Source organism: Luteolibacter arcticus (genome assembly GCF_025950235.1).
In the GTDB taxonomy this organism is placed as follows: domain Bacteria; phylum Verrucomicrobiota; class Verrucomicrobiia; order Verrucomicrobiales; family Akkermansiaceae; genus Haloferula; species Haloferula arctica.
Window position 1 is genome coordinate 451,447 of sequence record NZ_JAPDDT010000004.1, and the last position, 22,717, is coordinate 474,163.

At 61.8% G+C, this 22,717-nt stretch carries 9 protein-coding genes; 4 read left to right on the forward strand and 5 right to left on the reverse strand.

What is annotated here, in order from left to right:
* Window positions 1-28: 28 nt before the first annotated feature.
* Window positions 29-3,955, reverse strand: coding sequence for a hypothetical protein (locus tag OKA05_RS12680; RefSeq protein WP_264487517.1), 3,927 nt, complete (start codon window positions 3,953-3,955; stop codon window positions 29-31).
* A gap of 801 nt (window positions 3,956-4,756) precedes the next feature.
* On the opposite strand from OKA05_RS12680, the gene OKA05_RS12685 reads away from it, so the two are divergent.
* The 4 genes from OKA05_RS12685 to OKA05_RS12700 all read left to right on the forward strand — a co-directional run bounded on the left by OKA05_RS12685 (window position 4,757) and on the right by OKA05_RS12700 (window position 14,309).
* Window positions 4,757-9,796, forward strand: a complete 5,040-nt coding sequence (locus OKA05_RS12685; RefSeq protein ID WP_264487518.1) for a glycoside hydrolase family 98 domain-containing protein — start codon at window positions 4,757-4,759, stop codon at window positions 9,794-9,796.
* 79 nt (window positions 9,797-9,875) lie between these two features.
* Entirely contained in the window at window positions 9,876-11,075 is a 1,200-nt protein-coding gene (locus tag OKA05_RS12690) for an alpha/beta hydrolase (protein ID WP_264487519.1), read from the forward strand.
* A 29-nt stretch (window positions 11,076-11,104) separates the two neighbouring features.
* Window positions 11,105-12,238 carry an endo-1,4-beta-xylanase gene (locus OKA05_RS12695; RefSeq protein ID WP_264487520.1) on the forward strand — a complete coding sequence of 378 codons (1,134 nt, stop codon included), beginning with the start codon at window positions 11,105-11,107 and terminating at the stop codon, window positions 12,236-12,238.
* Window positions 12,239-12,377: 139 nt separating this feature from the next.
* Window positions 12,378-14,309 (forward strand): sialate O-acetylesterase, encoded by a 1,932-nt coding sequence (locus tag OKA05_RS12700; protein ID WP_264487521.1) that lies wholly within the window; start codon window positions 12,378-12,380, stop codon window positions 14,307-14,309.
* Window positions 14,310-14,757: 448 nt separating this feature from the next.
* Here the strand turns inward: OKA05_RS12700 and OKA05_RS12705 are convergent, their stop codons facing one another.
* From OKA05_RS12705 to OKA05_RS12720, 4 genes are all read right to left on the reverse strand, one after another.
* Window positions 14,758-16,359: a glycoside hydrolase family 43 protein gene (locus OKA05_RS12705; RefSeq protein ID WP_264487522.1), complete on the reverse strand. Its 1,602-nt coding sequence runs from the start codon at window positions 16,357-16,359 to the stop codon at window positions 14,758-14,760.
* Between the two features lie 42 nt (window positions 16,360-16,401).
* Window positions 16,402-17,445 carry a LacI family DNA-binding transcriptional regulator gene (locus OKA05_RS12710; protein ID WP_264487523.1) on the reverse strand — a complete coding sequence of 348 codons (1,044 nt, stop codon included), beginning with the start codon at window positions 17,443-17,445 and terminating at the stop codon, window positions 16,402-16,404.
* A 75-nt stretch (window positions 17,446-17,520) separates the two neighbouring features.
* Window positions 17,521-19,041: an MFS transporter gene (locus tag OKA05_RS12715; protein WP_264487524.1), complete on the reverse strand. Its 1,521-nt coding sequence runs from the start codon at window positions 19,039-19,041 to the stop codon at window positions 17,521-17,523.
* A gap of 117 nt (window positions 19,042-19,158) precedes the next feature.
* Window positions 19,159-22,632: a PVC-type heme-binding CxxCH protein gene (locus OKA05_RS12720; protein ID WP_264487525.1), complete on the reverse strand. Its 3,474-nt coding sequence runs from the start codon at window positions 22,630-22,632 to the stop codon at window positions 19,159-19,161.
* Window positions 22,633-22,717: the final 85 nt, after the last annotated feature.

Genomic DNA, 22,717 nt, shown 5'->3' on the forward strand with positions numbered 1-22,717 from the left:
TACGTGAGCGTCCCGCGAGCTGTCAGCCTCAGGGCTGCGTTCCCTGAAGTTGACCGAACAGCTTGCCACCAACCGCGTTCGACTTCGGCAGTTGGATCTCGATCAGGTCGTAGTCGGAGGTGGCGCCTCCATCCTCCGTCACCGTGATGATCACCCCGTTCGCGTCGGGGCCGGAGCTGGCAGCGCCTACTGCCACCGTGTTCCAAGTGGCAAGATTGGTTCCCCAGCGGAAGTTCAACGTCGTGTCCGTCTCCGAGGCATCGAATCGATCGAACGTAAGGATCATGTGGGTGGTGCTGCTGGTGGCAGTCACCAAGTCCCCGTCGAACGCCAGCGGGCGCCCGCCAAGCTGGTACTCAAGGACGTTAGAGTATGAGTCAAACTCCGGATTCTGCTCGGCCCCTTCGTTCAGTCCGGTGGTGAGGCCGGAGGTTCCGGCCCATGCCACATAGCCCGGAACCGTTCCGAGGAAGCTCAGCACGCCCGTCGCTTCGTCGAATCGATAGTCTCCGTCGCCACTGGTCCATATCCGCGCTCCGGCGGCACCGGCACCCGGCGTGAAGCCGCCCACGAGGGAAGCAGGGTCAGCAACCGTGAAGCCAGGATCGTAGCTCAGCGTCGATGTGCTTACGAGGGTCCAGGCAGCTCCGTCCGACAAAGTAACGGCAATGAGGTCTATGTTCAGCGTGCCCGCCAGATTGAGCGTGCCGGTTCCTCCGATCGAATTGGACACTCCCGCGGCTTGGGGCCGCACGTTGTAAACGCTACCCGTCCCAGGGCTCAGCACCCCATCGACGATCAGGCTCGCAGTGGGGCTCATCGTGAGGTTGCCCGTCCACGTGTTGGTGGCGTTGGTAAACTGCACCTGGTGGACGACGGAGACATTCCCATTAAGGGTAAGCCCGCCGCTGCCGGTCACCTTCGCGGAAACAACAATGTTTCCGTTGTCGGCAAGAAGCGTGGACGGATCGACCACCGAGGCATTACCGGCCAGGGTGACGGGTTGCCCGGCGTCCTCGCCATTGCGGACCGTCACTCCGTCGAAGACGTAGTTCGCCTGCACAATACTGTTTCCGCCCTTCAGCAAGAGTTGACTCTCAGCCAAAGCCAACCGGCTGCCTGCGAATACAGTGGTCTGGTTTGCGACGTTTGGAGTGCGAAGAACCCGCCCGCCATTGACCAGGTAGTTCTTCCCCGCCACCGGAGCCACGGCTCCCGGCCAGTTCGTCCCGGCGTTGAACGAAGTCGCGCCAAATCCATCCGAGGCCGACAGCAGGATGCCATCGTAGAAGCCGTCGGAATTCGTATCCTTGAAGCTATTTCCATCCGCTGGATTGGTGCCATCCGCGAACTCTTCCGCGTTGGTAGCTCCGTCCGGTTCATAGTCTTGGGAAGGAACGACGATGTTCAGATAATTCGCTCCCACCAGCGGCTGGAAGTAGAAGAACTCCCAGTAGTCCGGCAGACTGTCGCCCGCACCGCTGTTTTCGGTGTCTCGTCCAGAGAAGCGGTTCATCGGATCGAACCCGCCCTGGAACTCCTCAAGATCGTTGTCGAAATCATTGTCCTGGTTGGTATTCGTGCCTCCCGACCGCAACGTCGAATCGGCGGTGAAGAGATCCGGGAACCAGGTGAGTTCCCAGCCATCGGAGATCCCGTCACCATCGGTATCAGGACTGGAGGCCGCATTCGCGGGATTGGTGCCATAGGCTTCCTCCGACTCGTTGTTGGCAAAGTCCCCATCCGGGTCTTCGTCGCCGACCTTGAGCAGGTTCTTGAAATACTGCAGTTCCCAAGTGTCGGCGAGATTGTCCTTATCGCGATCCGCACCGGTCGAGAGGATGTCGTTCGGATTCGACTCCGCGGCATACTCGACCTCGTCGTTCTCGCCGTCGCCATCGCTATCCACACCCGTCGTGGCTGACGTGATGTTGCCGAAGCGTGCCATTTCCCAAGAATCCGGGAACCCATCCGGCTCAGAATCGGCGCGGTCGATGTTGTCCGGGCCAAGCAGTTGAAACAACTCCCGCTCGGTTTCGCTTAGCGAGCCTTTCCAGATTCGCACCTCGTCGTAGGTCGCGGCGGCCGTGTTATCGGGATAGAGGGAGCGCCCCAGCGTGAATGCGCTGTCGATCAGCGTCCGCAGATCGGTGCCCGCGTTGGTATTGAAGGTACCCTTGGCTCCATAGAGGGGATGGCCGGTCGGCTGGCTGTCGCTTGCCGGAGCGGAGTACCACGTGACCTGTGCGCCGGTGGTGATCGCACCGTTGGTGAAGACCGCCGGGACGATGGTCATCACGATGTGATAGGGAGCAGCCGGAACATAGGGAGAGTTGCCCGGTGCCCATGAGGTGGTGGGCTCCCAGCACACCTGATCGAGGTTGACGTCCGTTCCCTGGCTCCATGTCATGCGCAGGGACTCATTCGGTCCGGGGTTCGTGTTGTCATTGACCCCGACGTCGAAGATACGGGCCCAGTTTTGCACCGCCTCCTGGGTCGCCCACAATTCGATCGTCACCGGCTTCACCCCACCGCTCTGCAGGCTGCTGAGGAGGTTCGCACCAAGCATCACGTAGTCGCTGGTCGCCTTGCCACCGCCGAGCAGTTGGAGGCCGGTCGGACTCTGGACCGACGAGAGACCGACATTGGCCGGAGCATCGTTCAGAATCTGCGCTGTACTCCCCCCTGCCGAATCCGAGAGGTCCCCGCTGAAGCTCCAGCGGTGAGCGAGCTTGGCATTCCCGGGAGCCCATGTCGCGTCCTGAGGACTCGTTCCCGCTTGGAATTCCTGTAGATTGGTAAAGCCGTCGGCATCCGCGTGCCCCCCAGCATCATTGGTCCCGACGATCAGACCATTGGCGGTTTCCCAGGCATCGCTCATCAGGTCGGTATCGCTGTCAGGCCAGGAACTCGAACTCGTGGGCGACGTGGCCGCTGTGACTTCCGCCTGGTTCGTGGCGTAGTCGCCGTCGTAGTCGCCGCCAGGCGTTTGGCTGAGATTGCCAAAGTTGGCGATCTCGATGGTGTCCGTGAAGCCGTCTCCATCCACATCTCCGGGGACCGATGCCGCGACGGTCGGATTCGAGCTGCCAACGCCGCCGTTGAACTCGGCAAAGTCGGTGTGGCCATCACCATCCCAGTCGCCCGAACCATTGCCAGAGCCGGAGGGTGTAGTGATCAACCCATTGAGTTGGGTCAGGCTTGTGATGCCCGGCCAACTGAGTTCCCAGACGTCGGTCAAGCCGTCAGCGTCGGCATCCGGGTTTCCGGTCTGCACGAACGCCAGCGAAACCTCGCCATCATTCCCGGCAGTCCATCCGAGCGTCTTGGAACCTGTCGGTCCCGAGCTGTTACTGAAGCCGCGGAACAGCGCACCGCCACCAATCGCGCCGTTGAGGTCGTAGATCGCAGCATTCGCGCCCGGTATGATCGAGCCCGACGCCGGTACCGTGCCGGAGCCGTTGCTGTTGTTGATCCCCTTGAAATTGATCACGAACTTGTCGGCACCCGTGGTAGTAATCGCCGCACCGGTTCCCGCGTCGATGGCCGCGGCACCGCCAGAAGTATCGACGCCGGCCAACTCGTAAACGAAGAAGCCCGCGGTGGGAGCGCCCGCACCGGACAAGGTGGCAGTGATCGCGATGGTCGCCGGAGCGGCCCCGGGGAAAACGTAGCAGGCGATCGCCGTCCGGCCTTGCGTGGCGAATTTGGTCGCGGCATTGCCGCCGAAGGTCATGCCGGCTGTCGCCGTGCCATTGTCATTGTAGTAGCCGGCCACGATCACCTTCGCGGTCGTGGGATTCGCGAGTGTGTAGGTGTAGTTCGTGGTGCCCGGGTTGGTGGCGTTGCTATTCGACACCGAACTGCCTGTCCCGTTGACGGTGACTTGAGCCGGGAGGTTGCACGTGAGCGCCACGAGGAATGCGGCGGCGGGTACTGAGGATTTTGGTTTCATGTAGCTTGGGTCTTGGAAGGGGTCTTATGGCTAACGGATAGGGACTGATTCTGGAATATGCCGTGGTCCGGCTGCCACGCGCGCTCCATGCCCGGATCAGGAGGGAAGTTCCATTACTCGGGATTCGACGTTTAATTTCTATGGACGAAGAAGGGAGATTTTGACTTTCGCGAAGCCGCTGCCAGGCGCGACTTGCGCTGGATGGTCTCGTTCAAGAATCTTCCTCCTACGACAACCAGTCGGTAGTTGCCGTGGCCGGAGATGGGTCTGGGTTGGATTTTCAACAACGTCGACGATGCCAATTCGACGATTAATCACTATCCAAGCCACCTTGCCACCTGCTGTCTAGAAGAAACCCAAATTTTCTGTATGACGGCTTTGGTCGACAGCGCTCCAGGCCTTGGCCAAGCAACCTCCCGCTAACTCCGAACCTGAGGTCGCTCGGGGCTACAGGGGGGGGCGTAACGCAGGCAGATGAGGAACTGCCTAGGCGGGGCGCCACATGATCGCCCACCCACTTCGCCGATTCCGGGGCCACAATACGACGATGCCGCGAATCTCCGAAAGATCGCCGCGCAACCCCGAGAACATTAATCGGTTAATTTCATGCTTGCCCTCCATAGGACCTCATCGCAGACATTCATCGATTGTCGGAAGGCACTGCCCTAGCTCCTGAAACCCTTCACCATGAGGCGGATCGACTTCCGCTGCGACAGCTCCAGCGGCGTCCGACTGATTCCGCGCGGGCGACGCGCTGCCACCACCAAGTGACTTTCGCTTCATCTGCCACGAAAACCCGACATGAAAACCCCCGGTTCCGGAAAGAGACTTCCCCTGCGTCTGGTCGCGACGCTCTTCGCTGCACTTTTCTTTCTGTTAGGGATTCTTGCCGAAGCCGCCCCTCCCCTTCGGCGTCCGATCTCCCCGGAGCAGCCGATGTGGCTGATCCATATCGACACGTGGAACAACGCCGACCCGCAGAAGATCATCGCGCTGATCCCGCCCGACATCCGGCCGTACGTGGTGATGAATATCTCGCTGTCGATCAGCCACAACGAGACGACAAGCCAGTTCCAGGTGGCGGAGTATGGCTACGAGGTCGCCAAGTCGTGGCTGAGAGCCTGCGCCGAAAACCGGATGTGGGCGATGGTCCAGCCGTCGAGCGGCGGCTTCAGCCAGTTCTCCGACTTCGATTTGTCCATCTACGAGGAGTTCTACCGGGACTACCCGAATATGATCGGCTTCAACTACTGCGAGCAGTTCTGGGGCTACGACAGCCCGACCGATCCGCTGTCCGCGAAGTGGGGCGACCGCATCAATCACTTCGCAAACCTGCTGGCACTGAGCAACCGCTACGGCGGCTATCTGGTCGTCAGTTGGTGTGGCAACCAGTGGTCGCCGAACATCAATCCGATCGCGATGCTGAAGCGCATCCCGGCCTTCGCCGCGGCCAGCCGGGACTACACGGAAAACTACATCCTCTGCGAGAAGTACACCCAGCAGTCCTACCAATCCGACATGGAGAGCGTCTGCCTGGGCGCGTGGCTATCCGGCTACGCCGGCCAGTATGGCATGCGCTATGACGACACCGGCTGGACGGATGCCAGCGGTGTCCACGCGAACTTCACGATGGCGACCCAGGGCGCACCGTTTCTCGAACACGTGATGCTCACTGGCCAGACCGTATTCGATGGCCCCGAGCTGATCTGGACCCAATGCTTCCGCGAATTGTCCGCGGGCGCGACGACCGACGGCTACTCCATGCGGCGCTGGGGAACCTTCCCGCAGTTCGACAATGTCAGCATCGATCTGTTCCGGAAGGTGGTGGATGGCACGGTGCGCATCCCGGGACGCAGGGAGGTCATCGACCGCACCAAGGTGGTCGTCATCAACAACGTCAACTCCGGCGGCATCGACACCATCTACAGTTCGCCCGATACCCTGTTCGAAGGACTCTATCGCATGGATGGCGACGGCAATCTGCTGAACAACAAATCCTTCTTCAAGAAAACGGGACGCTACCCGACCGTGCCGACCGTCTATCAGCTCGACGATTCCGATGCGAATGCGTTCCCGGTAAAGGTGAACCGCTCCGCCTACGCGACGCGCTGGCCAACGGTCACCACCAAGGTCAACGAGTTCAACAGCCTCTTTCCCCAGCAATCCACCGGCGACCTCTTCGCCGGCCGCCACGAGAACGGCTGGGTGATCTACAATCCCTACAAGACCGCCCAAACCGCGAGCGGGAGCATTCCCTTCCAGTATAACACCTGCGACCGCATGGAGCTGACCTGCTCCCAATACACAGCCGGGGTGGTAAAGGAATTCGCCGACAAGCTGACCTTCTATCTGAGCAACTACGACAACGTCATCGATACCGGTCTCAAGACCGACACGATCGCCATCCACGGTGCTTCCAGCGAGCCGACCTACACGTGGGCGGACCGAGGCAGCCACACGGCCAGCGTGGTGACCAAGAGCTGGTCGGGCGGAGTCTTCACCCTGACCATCCAGCACAATGGTCCGCTTGACATCACAGTGAACTGCGCCGGCACTGCGACTGGAAGGCTCACCCAATTCACCCCCGCCGCGCCCGTCGCGCCGGAGCCGCCACCCGCCTTCGCCGGTCCACGCCAATATGAAGCGGAGTGCTTCGACTACAAGGGCATCGCCGGCACGACGAACGCTGGTCAGAACGGCAGCATCCGCAACTACCGCGGCCAAGGATATCTGAACTTTGGCACCGGTGCTACCGCCGCGGTCAGGGATACGGTCAGCGTCTTGTCTTCCGGCACCTACCGGCTCGAAACCCGATACGCCGTGACCGGAGCGGATATCGGCACCGTCGATCTCTACGTAAACGGGACCAAGGTCGCGACCTCCGCTTTCACGCAAACACCCACTCTGAGCGACTGGGCCATTCACAAGCAGGACATCGCGCTCAATGCCGGCTCTAACACCATCGAGTTCCGCGCCACCACCACTCGCCCAAGCCCGCTCTATTTTGACAGCATCGCGGTGATCCCGACGGCTTACGAAAACGGCCTCGTGATTCAGGAAAACGACCCGGGTTTCGGCGGAGTGGACGGCACGGTCAGCAATAGCCACGCGGGATACACGGGAAGCGGCTTCGCCAACACACAGGACGCCGCGGGCGCCGGCATCGATTGGTGGCTGGATTTCCCCGCCGCGGATACCGCTGCCTTCACCTTCCGGCATGCTGGGACGGAGGAAAGGATCGCCGATCTCCACGTCAACGGCGTCAAGGTAGTCTCTAACATCCGGTTCCCTGCCACTGGCTCCACGTCCACGTGGGAACTAGTCGCGGTTCATGCACCGGTGCCCGCGGGACTCTCCCGGGTGAGGCTTCAGGCGGTGTCCGCCTCGGGACTGCCGGACATCGATTTCCTCGGAATCGGCGGGGACCAGGCCGCCGGAGAGATCGCACCGCAGTCCGATGCCTACGTGCGAGGCGGCGGATCGGCGGGGACGAACTTCGGAACGAGTAACCAACTGGTCGCCAAGCACGACGTGACCGATGCGAACTTCAACCGCATCACCTACATGAAGTTCGATGTCAGCGGCCTGGCAGACGTCCAGAGCGCCAAGCTGAAGCTCGTGCCCTTCCAAGTCGATGGCGCGACCAACCTCACCTACGAGCGGATTGCCGACGACAGTTGGAGCGAGGCCGCCACGAACTGGAACACCCGGCCCACCGCGGCCGGCTCGCTGGCCGCGACCGTTGGCGGATACGGGGTCGGCCAGCAGATCGAAATCGATCTAACAAATGCCGTGAAGAGCGAGGCCTCCGGTGACGGTATCCTTTCGCTGCGGATCGCCAATGAAAGCTGGAACTTCATCGGCTTCCATTCGCGGGAAAGCACCACGGCTTCATACCGGCCGGTGCTGACCTACACCGTCGCCGTTCCCACGGTGAGTCCCGGCGCGGTGAAGATGGCCCATCTGCCTTTCGACGATGGCTCCGGCATCACCGCGGCGGACTCGACCGGCAACGGTTGGAGCGGCACGCTGGTAAATGGCCCCGCGTGGGTGGGCGAAAACAACGCACGGATCAACGGCGCGCTCGCTCTCGGCGGCGGCAGCCACGTCGCGCTGCCCGTCGGCATCATGAGTGGCGTTGGCGATTTCACCGTCTCGTTCTGGGTGAAACCCGGCTCGCTTTCCGAGGGTGCACGCATCCTCGACTTCAACGACGGCAGCACCCTCAACCGCATGGATTTCACACCACTCACCGCGGGTGGAACGATGCGCTTCGCGCTCACCGTGAACGGGACGACGCAATCGCTCGAGGCAGCATCCGCTCCGCACTTCACCGCCGGCACCTGGACGCATGTAACGGTGATCTTGCGTGACAACGCCGCGAAGCTCTACATCAACGGAACAGAGCTGGCCACCAATGTAGCGATGACTCTCCGGCCGTCGCAGTTGGGAGTCACGCCTTACAACTTTATCGGGAAATCCGCCGCGCCAGCTGATCCGGCCTTCTCCGGAACGGTGGATGATCTCCGTATCTACAAGGGAGCACTCCATTCGTCGGATGTCGCCAAGCTGGCAGGGCCGCCCTCCGCACCGGCGAACATCATTGCCAAGGCGGGTAACGCAAAAGTGGCTCTAAGCTGGAGTCCGGCAGATGGCGCGACGGGTTACATCATTCATCGTGCCACAAGCAGCAGCGAACCCTTCGTCGCGGCAGGCTCGCTGACCGGCACGTCCTTCGTCGACACCGCCGTCTTAAATGGCACCACCTACCACTACCGGGTCACGGCGAGCAACGGCATCGCCGAGAGCGGCAGCAGTGCGGTCGTGAGCGCCACGCCAAAGGCCTATCGAGAATCCGGCGGCATCGTTTCCATGGAGGCGGAGAACGGGAATATCGGCAACCGCTGGCGCACCACCGCCCACCCAAGTGCCTCGAACGGAACGTATATTGAGGTCCTTCCCGCTTACAACAGCACTGGCGGAGTGCCGGATGGGGAGACGGCCGAATTCGTCGCAGCCTACGACTTCAACATCGCGTCCGCCGGCAACTACCGGTTCTGGTTCCGGGTGTTCGCTGCCAATGCGGACGACGATTCGTTCTTCTGGCGAATCGACGGTGGCTCCTGGATCATGGAAAACGGCCGTGTCGGCAGCGGCACCTGGTATTCCGTGGATAGCGTGGCGCTCGACAACCTCGCTGCGGGCGGTCACTTGCTCGAAATCGTTTACCGAGAGAATGGCGCCGGCTTGGACAAATTCGTCATCCAGCTCGACAGCCTGGCCGCACCGGCGGGCGCAGGTCCCGCCGAGACCATCGTGCCAGCCACTCCCTCCGGCCTGAACGTGACTGCGGTCCTGCCGTCGCGTGTGGACCTCGCGTGGATACCTTCGGCCGGTGCGGCCAGCTATCAGGTGAAGCGCTCCACCACCAGCGGCTCCGGTTACACCACGATCGCCAGCGGTGTGACACCGGCGAGTTTCAGCGATACCACGGTGGCCCCCGGGATAACCTACTTTTACGTCGTGACGGCGTCGAACGTCATCGGTGAAAGCGGCACCTCCACCCAGATCAGCGCGACCCCTCCGATTCCGCCCATTTCAGAAGAAGAACTGAGGGCGCCGGGAATCGAAGTATCAGGTGGAACCTCCACCATCACGACCGCAGTCTCAGTTGTCGGGCACTCCTATCAGCTCCAGTACAACGTCGGCCTCACCCCGGACCAATGGCAGCACCATGGACCCGCCCAAGCAGGAACCGGCGGCCCCTTGAACTTTGTCATCCCGATAGATCCATCCGCCAGCCAACGCTTCTATCGTTTGCTCATACTTTCCCAACCGTGAAACTCCTCCCCATACCCGCACTCCGCTCGATACCCTGACGGCTCATTTCCCGACTTATCTACCCATGACAAAAACATCCATGCTTCTTCTCTCAGGCGCTCTCGGCCTGCTTGCCCTGCCCGCCGGGGCCGCCGACGTGAATGGCCAGTGGCACGCTGACTTCGAGAGCCGCCGGGGCCGCCAGAAAATCCAGTTCGAGTTCAAGGCTGGCGATGGGAAGCTCACCGGCAAGACGCTCTCGCAATTCGGCGGAGAAACCCGCGAAGCGGAGATCAAGGAAGGCAAGATCGAGGGCGACACCCTGAGCTTCGTGCAGGTCATGGATTTCCAGGGAAACGAGATGCGCATCGAATACACCGGCAAGATCGGTGACGACGGCATCGCCTTCACCCGCAAGGTGGGAGATTTCGGCACCTCGGAGTTCAAGGCTGCCAAGGGTGCCGCACCCGAAGTCCCCGCCGAGCCCTCCATTCCCGCCCGGCCGGGGCAAGCCGCGGAAATCGGGCCGGATGACAAGCCAGCCTATGACGCCCCACCCGCCGGCTTCAATTCCAAGCGCGACGACATCCCCCACGGCAAGCTGGAGGTGATCGAATACGAGTCCAAGACCGTGGGCACCACGCGCAAGATGCAAGTCTACACGCCGCCGGGTTATTCCAAGGACCAGAAGTATCCCGTGCTCTACATCCTCCACGGCATCGGGGGTGACGAAACCGAATGGCAGCGCTTCGCCCGTGTGGATGCCCTTATGGACAACCTCATCGCCGACAAGAAGGCCGGGCCGATGATCGTCGTCATGCCGAACGGCCGCGCCCAGAAGGATGATCGAGCCAATGCCGGCATGCAGGCGGCCCCCGCCTTCGCGGTGTTCGAGCGGGATCTGCTGGATGACGTGATCCCTGCAATCGAATCGCGCTACAGCACCCGCACCGACCGCGAGAGCCGTGCGCTGGCCGGCCTTTCGATGGGCGGCGGCCAGACACTGAACTTCGGCCTCGGCCACCTGGACACCTTTGCATGGATCGGCGCGTTCTCCTCGGCACCGAATACCAAGCCACCCGCGGAGCTCCTGCCTGACCCCGCAGCGGCAAAGGAAAAACTGAAGCTCCTCATGGTCACCTGCGGCAACAAGGACGGGCTTTTCAATATCAGCAAGGGCGTCCACACCCACCTCAAGGAGATAGACGTCCCGCATGTCTGGCACGTGGATGGCCAGGGCCACGATCCTACCCACTGGGCGAACGCGCTCTACAACTTCTCCCAAAGAATCTTTCGCTGAATGCCGTAATCCCGAATCCCGCCCGCCCCATGACTTCCATCACACGTTCCGCATTCCTCCTCCTGGCCGCAGCCGGTCTCCACTCTCCCGCCGCTGCGGAACCAACCCTCCGCGACGTGTATGAAAAGGACTTCCTCATCGGAGTCGCGCTCAACACCCGCATGGTCAACGGCCAGGACGCGAGGGCCGCGGACCTCGCCGGCAAACAGTTTTCCTGCCTCACCGCGGAGAACGACATGAAATGGCAACTGATCCATCCCGGGCCCGACCAGTTCAATTTCACCACCGCCGACGCCTACTTCGAGTTTGCGAGGAAGCACAAGATGGAGGTCATCGGCCACACGCTGGTTTGGCACAGCCAGGTGCCCGGATGGGTATTCCAAGGAGAAGACGGCAAGCCCGCCATCCGCGACGAGCTCCTCAAGCGGATGAAGGACCACATCCACGCCGTCGCCGGCCGATACAAGGGCAAGGTCAGGGGCTGGGACGTCGTCAATGAAGCACTCTCCGACGGAGGTCCGGACATCCTCCGCGACTCTCCGTGGCGGAAGATCATTGGAGACGATTTCCTCGATCACGCCTTTCGCTTCGCCAAGGAAGCGGACCCGAAGGCCGAGCTCTACTACAATGACTACAGCCTTGAGAATCCCCGCAAACGCGAGAACTGCGTGAAGCTCGTGAAGGGCATGCTCGAGCGCAAGGTGCCGATCGATGGCATCGGCACTCAGTCCCATTTCCAACTGAACGGACCGCCGGTCGAAGAGATCGAGAAAACCATCAAGGAGTTCGCCGCACTGGGGCTCAAGGTGATGATCACCGAGCTGGATGTCGATGTGCTTCCCGGACGCGGCCCCCAGGGAAATGCCGATGTGAACCGCCGCGAGCAGGGCGACTCCACCACCAATCCCTACACCAAGGGACTGCCGGCGGACATGCAGGAGAAGCTCGCCAAACGTTACGCCGAGATCTTCGACGTCTACCTGAAACACCGGAAGTCGATCTCCCGCGTGACGTTCTGGGGCCTCGGCGACGGCCAGACCTGGCTGAACGGCTTCCCGATCCGCGGACGGACCAATCACCCGCTCTTGTTCGACCGCGAACTCAAGCCCAAGCCCGCCTTCGAGGCACTGATCAAGAAGGGCGAGGAGAAGCGCCCGCGCTGAGGCCGCCCTCGTCCAACGTAGGCGCGGTGGCGACACCTGGGCAGCTACCCTCAAGCAAGCCTCTCCCATGGTTTCGTGCGCTCACGAACGCTCCCACGGATCAAGGAGCCGCACGATCTATCAAATCCACCCCTTTCCCATGAAACTCACAATCCTGCTTATCACCCTGAGCGCCGTCTCGATTTGTCGGGGCGATGACGCCCTGCCCTTCATCAGCCCGGTCTTCGGCGACCACATGGTTCTCCAGCGGGACAAGCCGAACACGATCTGGGGCTGGACCCGGCCGAATACCGAGGTGCGGCTGGAGTTCGGAGGCAAAGGCATCCAAACCGTGTCCGGCGACGACGGACGCTGGTCGATCCGTTTCATCCCGCCGCCCGCGGGAGGCCCCTACACCATGGTGGTGGATGGACCCCAGCATCGCGAACTGAGCAACGTGTTGGTGGGCGATGTCTGGCTATGCAGCGGCCAGTCGAACATGGAGTTCCCGCTCCACCGGACGATTGACGCCGGCGATGCCATCAAGAATGCCGGTCATTCCAGCATCCGGTTTTTCACCGCGACCAGCCAGGTCGGCTATCGCCCGCTGGCCGTGCCGAAAGGATCGTGGGGATCATGCACCCCCGAATCGGCGGCAAACTTCTCCGCTGTGGGCTATCATTTCGGCTTGAGAATCCACGAGGACCAGAAGGTTCCGATCGGCCTGGTGCAGTGCGCCATCGGCGGCACCCCCGCCGAAAGCTGGACCAGCGAAAACGCGCTGCGACCACTTGGTGATTTCAACCAACCACTCGATGAGGTTGCTCGCCTGCGTGAGCGCGGCGGCCCGCAGTACGGCAATTTCATCGCCCATTGGTACGACGAATATGACCGGGGCCATAAAGACAATTCATGGTTCTCGCCCGATCTCGACGACAGCGACTGGGCTCCCGTCACGCTGAAAGGCGGCTTCTCGCAACTCGGCGTTCCCGACACCCCGGCTGTCGCGTATTTCCGAAAGACGATCACGTTGCCGGACAACGCCCCAACTCGCGGGGCGAAGATTCACCTCGGTGTCGTCGAGCGCATGGACACCGTCCACATCAACGGTCGCTGGACCGGTGCCAGCGCCTGGGTTGAAAACCCGCGCGCCTATTCCATTCCGGAGGGAGCGCTTCGCCCCGGCAAGAACGTCATCGTGATCCGCGTGCTCAAGAGCCTGCCCGACGGCGGCTTTCGCTCACCGGGCGGACAACTGAAAATCTCACTTGCCGACAAATCTGAGATCCCGCTGGATGGCGACTGGCTCGGCAAGATCGGCGTCGATGCCCGCCCGCCACACCCGCTACCGGCAGGCTTTGAAAACTGGCCGGTCATGCCCTCCGTCCTCTACAATGGCATGATTGCCCCGCTTTCCCCGCTGTCTCTAACAGGAGCGATCTGGTATCAGGGCGAGGCCAACGCAGGACGCGCCGCGCAGTATCGAAAGCTCCTGCCTGCGATGATCGGAGACTGGCGCCGTACCTTCGGACAGGGTGACTTCCCCTTCTACATCGTCAGCCTCGCTGCCTACATGCCGCACCGCGACCAGCCGGGAGGGACCGACGCTTGGGCGGAATTCCGCGACGCGCAGGCATTCATCTCCGGCACGGTGAAGAACAGCGGCCTCGCGCTGGCGATCGACAAGGGCGACGGAGGCGACATCCATCCGCGGGACAAACGTGACGTCGGCGAGCGGCTCGCTCTCTGTGCCCTGGCGGGTCACTACGGAAAGGAAATTCCGTGCTCGGGGCCCGTGTTCCGGTCGGTCGAACCTGCCGGGTCCGGCGAATCCTTGCGAATTCATTTCGACCACGCCGAGGGCGGCATGGTTTCGAGCGGCCCGACCTTGGAGGAATTCTCCGTCGCCGGTGACGACTTGAAATGGACATGGGCAAAGGCACGCATCGAGGGCAATGCCGTGGTCGTCTCCTCCCCGACAGTCCCACGTCCGAAGTACGTCCGCTACGCCTGGCAGTCCAATCCGAAGGCCACGCTCTACAACAAGGCCGGGCTACCGGCGGTCCCCTTCAGAACGGATGGGAACCCCTAGCCCACCGCCGCCCCCAATCAGCGAAGGCAGCTCCCAGCAGGTCCGTATTTGCCCCCATGGTTGCCGCCGACAAGCCGGAGCTTACCCGCTCCTCCCGCGCTCTAACAAAAAGACCTGCGGAGACAATCGCCTGAGTTCGACAAAAGCATCGAATTTTAATAAAACGATTAATTTTTCCTTGTGATCATTCCCCGGTTGAGATGATTCTCGTGAAGAATCCGGCAGGAATGGCCGGATTCGGATGTCGCCGGTGTGCGACATTCTCTCCTGCAGGAGAACGTGTGGTCGCCGCGGGCTTCAACGGGTTTCCCGCGGCGACCACCTCACACCTTCCGGTGAAAGAGAAGTCAGTGGGTTACCCCCCTTCGGTATCCACGAATGGGGCATCCTCCTTCGACACGGAAACCCCGATGGCGAAGTGACCGCGAGATCCCTCCCTCCACCAAGGTCAGGAGTTCTCCCGATAGACGAAGCGGCTGAAATCGGCCTGCCGCTTTTGTCCGCTGATGTCCTGGCAGCACATGCCGACGAAAGCCCCGGTAAAGCCGAGGTGGCTGTAATCGTCGGAAAGGATCGCGCCATTCAAGACAGGACCAATCTTCCGCCAATCGCCGCCGGCAATGGCGAACTCAAACTGGAGCGCGGCACCTTTCAAGGTAAGTCGCATGCCAATCCCTCCGGTCGCTGGCACCGGCACGTCGTCCAGCAAAACCTCGCAACTCTCCGCTGCGTCGGTGACAATGATATTGAGGTTGCGGCCGAGCGTCTCATCGTGGCTCAGGCGGAGATAGCAATGATTCTCGGTATCGTACCAGGCGATGAGACCGGCCATCTGCTGAAAAGTCTCCGGTTGGAATTCGACGGAAGTCTCCACACTGATGTCGAAGGACTGGACGCGCCGTGCGAGGAGGCTCTGGCGGAAGCTGCTGATCGTCGGTTCCATCCCCTTGAGCCGCAGGTAGCCCGGGCGTTCTGTTAGACTGAGCCAGTCTTCGCTTACCGGCCGACGCAGGCTTTGGAAATTGAGATTGAGCTCCGGCGAGTCGAAATTGCCATCCCAAGTGGCTTCAGGGAAGGGAGCCTCAGGAAGTCCCGCGGGGCCCTTGGTAGTGACGCTCGGAATCATGCCGCCTTGTTCGAGATAGAGCCAGTCATCCGCCCCCCAGATGCATTTCTGGATCGCAGTCTCGCGGCCGAGTGTGCAATGCCTGCCATCAATGGGACGGCCGCACAGATGGGCGAGATACCACTCGCCCATATGCGTTTCGACCAGCGACGCGTGGCCGGCCTTCTGCAATTCCGCCTCAAGGCAGCCATACGTGCTGAGCAGATGTTTCTGCGGATGCAGCTCGTAGGGGCCGTCAATAGCGCGCGAGCGGGCGAGGGTCGCGGCGTGGGCATACACGGTCCCACCCTCGGCCGTAAGCAGGTAGTACCAGCCGTTTCGCTTGTAGAGATGCGGACCTTCCACCAGACCACGCTCCGTCCCTTTGAAGATCTTCTTCACCGGACCGATGAGCGTCCGCGATTCCGAACAGAACTCCTGGAGCAGGATGCCTGAGAAGCGGTTGTTCTGCTTGCGGTGATCCCACTCCATGTTGAGGTACCACTTGCGTCCATCGTCGTCATGAAAGAGCGAGGGATCAAAGCCACTGCTGTTCAGGAACACCGGCTCGGACCATGGTCCCTCGATCGCCCTCGCGGTGACGAGGTAGTTGTAGGCGATCTTATAGGGCTCCCGCTTCCAGTACTTCACGTCGGTGTAGATCAGGTAAAACACGCCGTCCGAGTAGGACAGGCACGGTGCCCAGATGCCACCGGAGTCGGGGTTCCCCGTCATATCGAGCTGACTGGCGCGGTCGAGCGGACGCGTCAACAAGCGCCAATTCACGAGATCACGCGAGTGATGAATCTGCACCCCGGGAAACCACTCGAAGGTCGAAGTCGCGAGATAGAAGTCGTCGCCCACCCGCAGGATCGAGGGATCGGGATTGAAGCCCTTCAGCACAGGATTGCGGATGACTGTGGCGGATGCAAGCGGCGCGGTCATGGGAATGAAACGTTTTATTAGAAGACCAAAAAAGAGATGAATTCAAGTCGTCTGTCCGACGATCAGGGTGGGGCGATAGGCAACGGACGGAATCGCCGTCTCCGCCCCCCCCTTCGAGAGCTCGAATGCCATCCCCGCCGCTCTCTTCCCCATCTCGTATGAGGGAATCTGCATTGTGGTAAGTCGCCGCCACGCAGACAGCGAGGCATAGTCGCCATTGAAGCTGGCTATCGCCAGCGACCTCGGAACCCGCACACCCCGATCGTAGGCGGTGCGACCGACGAGGTTGGCGAGGTCATCGTCATAAGCGATCACCGCATCATGCTGGCGGATCATTTTCCAGTCGGCGGCGGACAATTCGACATCGAGACCGACCACGCCCTTGGTGGTGACCGTGTGGCACGACACTGGCAGCTTCGCCCTGCGCATGGCCTTGCGGTATCCAGACTCCCGGTCGGAGGCGCTGTGGTGCATCTTCTTCACCGGCGGATCGCCTTCGGTGTGACGGTGGAGGAACCCGATGCGCTGGTAGCCCTTTTCAATGAGATGGCGGGTCAACTCCCCGGCTGCCCACTCGTCGTCCACATAGACCGAATTCGTCTCGTGGCGGTCATTGAGGAAAACCAGCGGCAGCCGCGAGAGCTGCACCCGATCATAGATCTGGCGGGCCAGGTCGCTATAGCTCTCGATGACCAGCGCATCCAGGTTGCGCTCACTGAAGACTGCCGGCATTGCCTTGGTGATGTCGTCAACGTCTGCCGGCAGCCGGATCAGCGTGATGCGCGACCCATGACCCTCAGCGATGTCGTGAACACCCGCGAGGTAGCCCGTCGGGGAATTCACGAAAAGACCGGTCTTCGCGGTGAAATAGCCGATGGTGTCGAAGCTATTGGAGCGGATCGACCGGGCACCGGCATGCGGTTGGTAATTGAGTTCGCTGGCGACCCGTTTTACCCGCTCGATGGTCTCGGCTTGGAGCTTGATGTTGGAATTAGGGTGCGGTCGCAGCGCCTGCGACACCGCGGCCGTGCTCAGGCCGGCGGAGAGGGCAATGTCCTTGATCGTTGCTCTTCGGGATGGGATCATGGGCGTTTTCCAACGATGCTAGGGCTACCCCATTGATGCTTATGAAATCGATTCGGTGCAAGCTGCAAACCCCCATCAGGCCAAGGTCGCCTCCCTTGTCGCGAGGGCCCGTCGGCGCGCGAGTTCATCAGCCATCTCGATGGTGGCGTTCTTGTTAAGCTTATACCGCGCTAATAACACCGTGCAGGCTGCGAACATCAGCCCCACGATGATGGAGACGCTGAAACGATAGCCGCCCACCGCCTCGGAGGCACCGGGAAACTTCGTGTCATAGTTGAACAGCCCGGCCATGACCCACAGGAAGGACGCCTGCCCGAAGGCAAGGCCTGCCTTCAGGCAGAAGCCGATGGTCGCGAAGACGGTACCAGTAAAACGGCGGCCCGTGGTCAATTCAGAGTAGTCCGCTACATCCGCGAACATCGCCCACACCAGCGGAACCGTCGGGGCATACACGACCGAAGTAAGGATCGTAAGGGCGATCATGCCGCCGATATCAGCCGGCCTTAGCAGATAGAAGGCGAACGCACAGACCGTCGAGAGGCCGAACCCCGTGACGGCCACCGCTTTCTTTCCGAAACGGCTGGCAAAGGATGCGGACAACATGATTACCAGGATGGTTGTCGCAGTGCCAGCCATGTTGATGATGCTGTTGAAGACATCCGCCACATTCGATGCGGCGAGATCGTCGCGCGCACCGTGGACGATGTAGCCAAGCCACTCCATCAGCCCGCCGGGCTTTGATTGGCCAGGAGCGAGGGGTCCCGCCGTGAGACCGATCTTTTCGAGGAAATCATACATCGCCCCACGGTCCGCGTACTGGTGGTAGTAGTTGTAGTTCGCCCCCCCGCGGAACGAAAGGATGGCAAAATGGATAAGCGTCATGGACGCCATGACTTTCCACGGGCTATTCTTCAGAAGGTCTTTGAAGTCCTGCTTCGGCGGGGCGTGCGACTCGCTCACCGGCCGGATGCGCTCGCGGGTCGTGAAAAATGTCACGAGGAACAGCACAAGGCAGAGCACCGCCCAGATCGTCATCGTCATCTGCCAGCCATGCGCGCGGTCATGGCCTTCCGAAAACTTCGCAACCAGCGGCAGGGTAAAGCCGCCGACGATGAATTGCGCGATGTTGACCGCGACGAAGCGGTAGGAGTTGAGCTTCGCCCGCTCGTTGAGATCCGCCGTCATCACCCCGCCCAGCGCCGAGTAGGGCATGTTGTTCATCGAGTAGAGGGTCATCAGCATCGTGTTGGTGATCGCGGCGTAAGCGATCAGCGAAGCCGTGCTCCAGCCCTTCGGCGTGGTATACGCGAGGACCATCACCACCGACCACGGCACCGCGGTCCAAAGGATCCATGGCCGGAATTTCCCCCAGCGAGTGTTCGTGCGATCCGCCCAGATGCCCATGATGGGATCGAAGATGGCGTCCCACAGTTTCGGCCACAGCAAGATAGCGGCAGCGACGCTCGCGGTAAGACCGAAGGTGTCCGTGTAGAAGTTCGTCTGGAACAGAATCATCGTCATGAAGACGAAGTTCGCCGCGGCATCGGCGCCGCTGTAGCCGATCTTCTCGGTGACGGTGAGCTTGGACGGGTTCATGTCAGGTCGTGCCGATGCGGCGTGCTTGGGGCGCAGGTCAAGGTGAGGGACGAAACCAGTTTCCGTGGAAACGACATGAGGCGCAATCGTGGGCGATGGAATGAATGCGAGAAGAATTCAGCGGCTCAGTTCCGCGGCGGTCCAAGGCGTGGTGCGGTCCTTGTGGCGCTCCCGGATCTCCTTTACCTGCACCGGCGTGACCGGTGATGCATCGTTCGACCAACTCTGCCGCACGTAGGTCAAGACATCGGAGACCTTCTGGTCATCAAGGTCCACATGAGCCGGCATCACCGCGTTGTAGTCCTTCCCCGCAACCTTGACCGGCCCCTGAAGGCCGCCAGTGACAATGCGGATCGGCACGCTCGGATCACCCGTCGCCCAGTCGGAACCATCAAGCGGCGGGAATGCGCCGTCCAGTCCCGCGCCGGTCGGCTGGTGGCAAGCGATGCAGGTCAGCCCGTAGATCTCGGCACCGCGCTTGTGGACTTCAGGATCGGGCGCGAATTTCTTCGCCGTAGCCGAAGCCGCCGGGTTGGCCGCCTTTGCCGCAAGCTCCGCGAGCAGGCCTTTCGCCCCGCTGGCACCGGGAATCTCGGTGAGGGATATGTCGTCGAAGATCACCGTGCCGGTCGCGCCACCGAAGGCACCGATCAGGCAATGCACCAGCAGGCGGCTACGGTCGCCGGTATCGAGTTCCGTGGAGAGCTGCGTCCACTCGGAGTCCCCCTTGACGTTGCCGGACCGCTCCCCCCCTTCGCAGAAAAGCATCGCGCCGAGCCCATCGCCAACTGGCTGGAGGCCCACCGCTTTCGCCCATACCGACAGGCGGTAGCGCGTGGCCGGCTTGACCCGCAGGTTGACGACCGCTCCGCCATCGACCGCCTTGGCAGTGGACGATAGCGCAAGACCCGGCGTGCCATTCCGACCGTCCGCGGTGGTGCTCACGTCGAAAGGCGTACCATCGCCATAGACGCGGACTTCATTCCAACCGGTCGGCTTGCCATCGACCACCTCGTTGAAGCCGGGGTTGGGCATCTGGTTCGGCATCTCCAGTTTCTCAATCACCTCACCGGTGTATCCCGCAGCCTTGGCGGCAGCAGTCACACTGGCGGCATGGCGATGCGCCGCGATGAGCCAGGCGTCTTTGAGAGTGACCTCCTCAGTAATGCGCGACTCTTCCTTGGTGATCAGATTGAAGAGCGCCTTGCCGAGCTCCACATCCTCCGGAAGCCGGGAAAGCGACACCAGCGCATCTGCCAGTTCGCGGTCATCGGCGACCGTGAAGGCACCCTCGGCGATGTAGGCCTCCTTGAGCTGTTGGGGCGTCGCCACCTTGATACCGGCGCGCTGGATCGCACGGACCTTCGACTTGAGCGCGGTGCTCGCGGTGTCCTCGTTCATCGCGCCAAGTCCTGCCAAGGCATACACCGCATGCGCCGAACCCCTGGTGCCGGCGGCGGCGAGAGAGCCAAGCTTCTCCGCGAGCTGCTTGTTGCCGCTCTCGATGATCAGTCGTTGCGCGTGCAGCCGCCAGAGCAAGTTCGGGTGATCCAGCGCGGCGATCAAGGTCTCCGGCTTCGCGGGATCGAGGCCCGGAGTCGCGTCGTCCGGCGAACCCTTCGGATAGATCCGGTAGATACGGCCATACTGGGTGTCGCGCAGCGGCGTCTCGTAGGCGTTGCCCTTGCCGTTCTTCGCATCGAGGCCGGCGGACCGCTTGTTAGGCGTCGGGTTATGCTGGATGATCAGGTTGTACCAATCGCAGATCCACATCGCGCCATCCGGCCCGACTTCGGCGCAGACCGGGCCGGACCAGGCATCCGCGCTGTTGTAGAGGTTGTTGAAGCGCTGCACCGCCTTGTAGCCGGAACCCTGGCGAGTGATGTCAAAGGTGCCCACGAGCTTGCCGGTGGCTTCCGTGACGAAGGCGGCCTTCTCGCGCCACTCCGCAGGAAAGCGCTCCGCCGTGTAGAAGGCGTGGCCGGCCCCCGCGGTGTACTTCTCATGCTGGTCCACCTGGCGGATGTCGGTGGAGCTGGGATTGAAAATCGGATTGTCATCGGCGCGAGGCGTCCGCGGCGCGCGACGACCGATCGACTCGTAGGCCGCCTGCGCATGGGTCGGATAGAAGGACGGGTTGCCGTTCGCGGTGGACCCCATGACATCGAAGTCCGAGGTGGTCCCCAGACCCCAGGTGTTGTTGGTCGTCGGCTGGAGGTATTCGAGCTCGGAGGCGTCGGGCTTGAAGCGGAAAATCCCCTGCGTGAACTGCTGTTGCTTCCCTCCCACGTAGCCGCGGAAGCCGGAGTAACCCACGGTCGCGTAGATCCAGCCGTCGTGTCCGTAGCGCAGGTTCGAGACACCGGCGTGGGTGTCGCCCATGCTGAAGCCGGTGAAGAGCACCTTGCGGACGTCGGACTTGTCGTCCCCGTCGGTGTCCTGCAGGAAAAGCATGTCGGTGCCGTTGGTGCAGATCATGCCGCCGTTGGCGAAGACCAGCGAGGTCGGGATCGAAAGCTTGTCGGCGAAGGTGGTAAACTTGTCGGCCCGCCCGTCCTTGTCGGTGTCATCGCAGATGATGATCTTGTCATTGCCCAGGTTGCCGGAGTGCAGGTTGTTAGGGTAATCCACCGTCTGGATGACAAAGGCGCGGCCCCGGTGGTCCCAATTTACGAAGATCGGGTTCACGATGTCCGGCTCGCTGGCGAACAGCGACAGCTCGAAGCCCGCGGGCACCTGGGCCAGCTTCATCGAATCCTCAGCGGACAGGGGCTTCTGCGCCTTGGTGATGAGCTCGCGCTTCACGTAGCCGGGCAGCTCCACCTCCTGTTGCTCCAGCACCGGCAACTCCAGCGCTGCAAGCTTCGCCTGCTTCTCCGGACCCACGCTCCACAAGATCGCCCGCTTGATCAGATCACGGAATGCGGGCTGGTCCCACACCCGGTGGTCATGCCCCGCCGCCGTGTAAAAGATGCGGCCTTTCCCTTGTTCTCGCACCCACGTCCACGGCTCTTGATCGCGCTTCTCCAGAATCACCCGGTCTTCGCTCTGGGTGTCGTGCACATACGTTTCATCCCATGCCTCGAAGCCGCCGTAACTGCGCATGATGGGATGCTCCGGATTGACGTTGGTCGCCTTGAAGACTCCCGCCGTGTGGCCCTTGAAGCGACCGCCGACCAGCTTGATGAACTCCGGGGACTTACCGTAGCAGGCAGAGGCACAATGAATCGGCAGGAAGGCGCCGCCATTCTCCACATAGGCTGTTAGAGAGCTGAGCTGTGCGGTAGGCATCGGTCCGTTTTGCTCCCAGTTGCCATACATCAGCACGGCGTCGTACTTGGCGAGCGTGCTAGGGCTGAGCGCTTCGGCAGGGTTCTCCGAGTAGGTGAAATCAATTCCCTCCGTGCCGAGGTTGCGCTTGATCGCCCGGTAGCGGGTCACCGGGTCGTGGCCGGGGCCATTGGCCGTGGGCGCTCCGAAGAAGAGGACCTCCAGCCGCCGTGCCTCCGGCTTCGGCGCGATCAGGGGCTTGGCCAGGACCGCACCGAGGGCGGCCAGCGGCAGGAGGAGCGTCAGGCGGATGGCATGCATGGTTTTTCGGGACGGCAGGGGTTCTCCCTCACGTGACGGAACGCGAGCTTGGGCAGGCAAGTTGCTGCCCGCACGCAATGACAAA

Coding starts and splice junctions, on each gene's coding strand:
- OKA05_RS12705 (WP_264487522.1), bottom strand. CDS start 16,359: ATGACCGCGCCGCTTGCATCCGCCACAGTCATCCGCAATCCTGTGCTG.
- OKA05_RS12710 (WP_264487523.1), bottom strand. CDS start 17,445: ATGATCCCATCCCGAAGAGCAACGATCAAGGACATTGCCCTCTCCGCC.
- OKA05_RS12690 (WP_264487519.1), top strand. CDS start 9,876: ATGCTTCTTCTCTCAGGCGCTCTCGGCCTGCTTGCCCTGCCCGCCGGG.
- OKA05_RS12680 (WP_264487517.1), bottom strand. CDS start 3,955: ATGAAACCAAAATCCTCAGTACCCGCCGCCGCATTCCTCGTGGCGCTC.
- OKA05_RS12685 (WP_264487518.1), top strand. CDS start 4,757: ATGAAAACCCCCGGTTCCGGAAAGAGACTTCCCCTGCGTCTGGTCGCG.
- OKA05_RS12720 (WP_264487525.1), bottom strand. CDS start 22,632: ATGCATGCCATCCGCCTGACGCTCCTCCTGCCGCTGGCCGCCCTCGGT.
- OKA05_RS12695 (WP_264487520.1), top strand. CDS start 11,105: ATGACTTCCATCACACGTTCCGCATTCCTCCTCCTGGCCGCAGCCGGT.
- OKA05_RS12700 (WP_264487521.1), top strand. CDS start 12,378: ATGAAACTCACAATCCTGCTTATCACCCTGAGCGCCGTCTCGATTTGT.
- OKA05_RS12715 (WP_264487524.1), bottom strand. CDS start 19,041: ATGAACCCGTCCAAGCTCACCGTCACCGAGAAGATCGGCTACAGCGGC.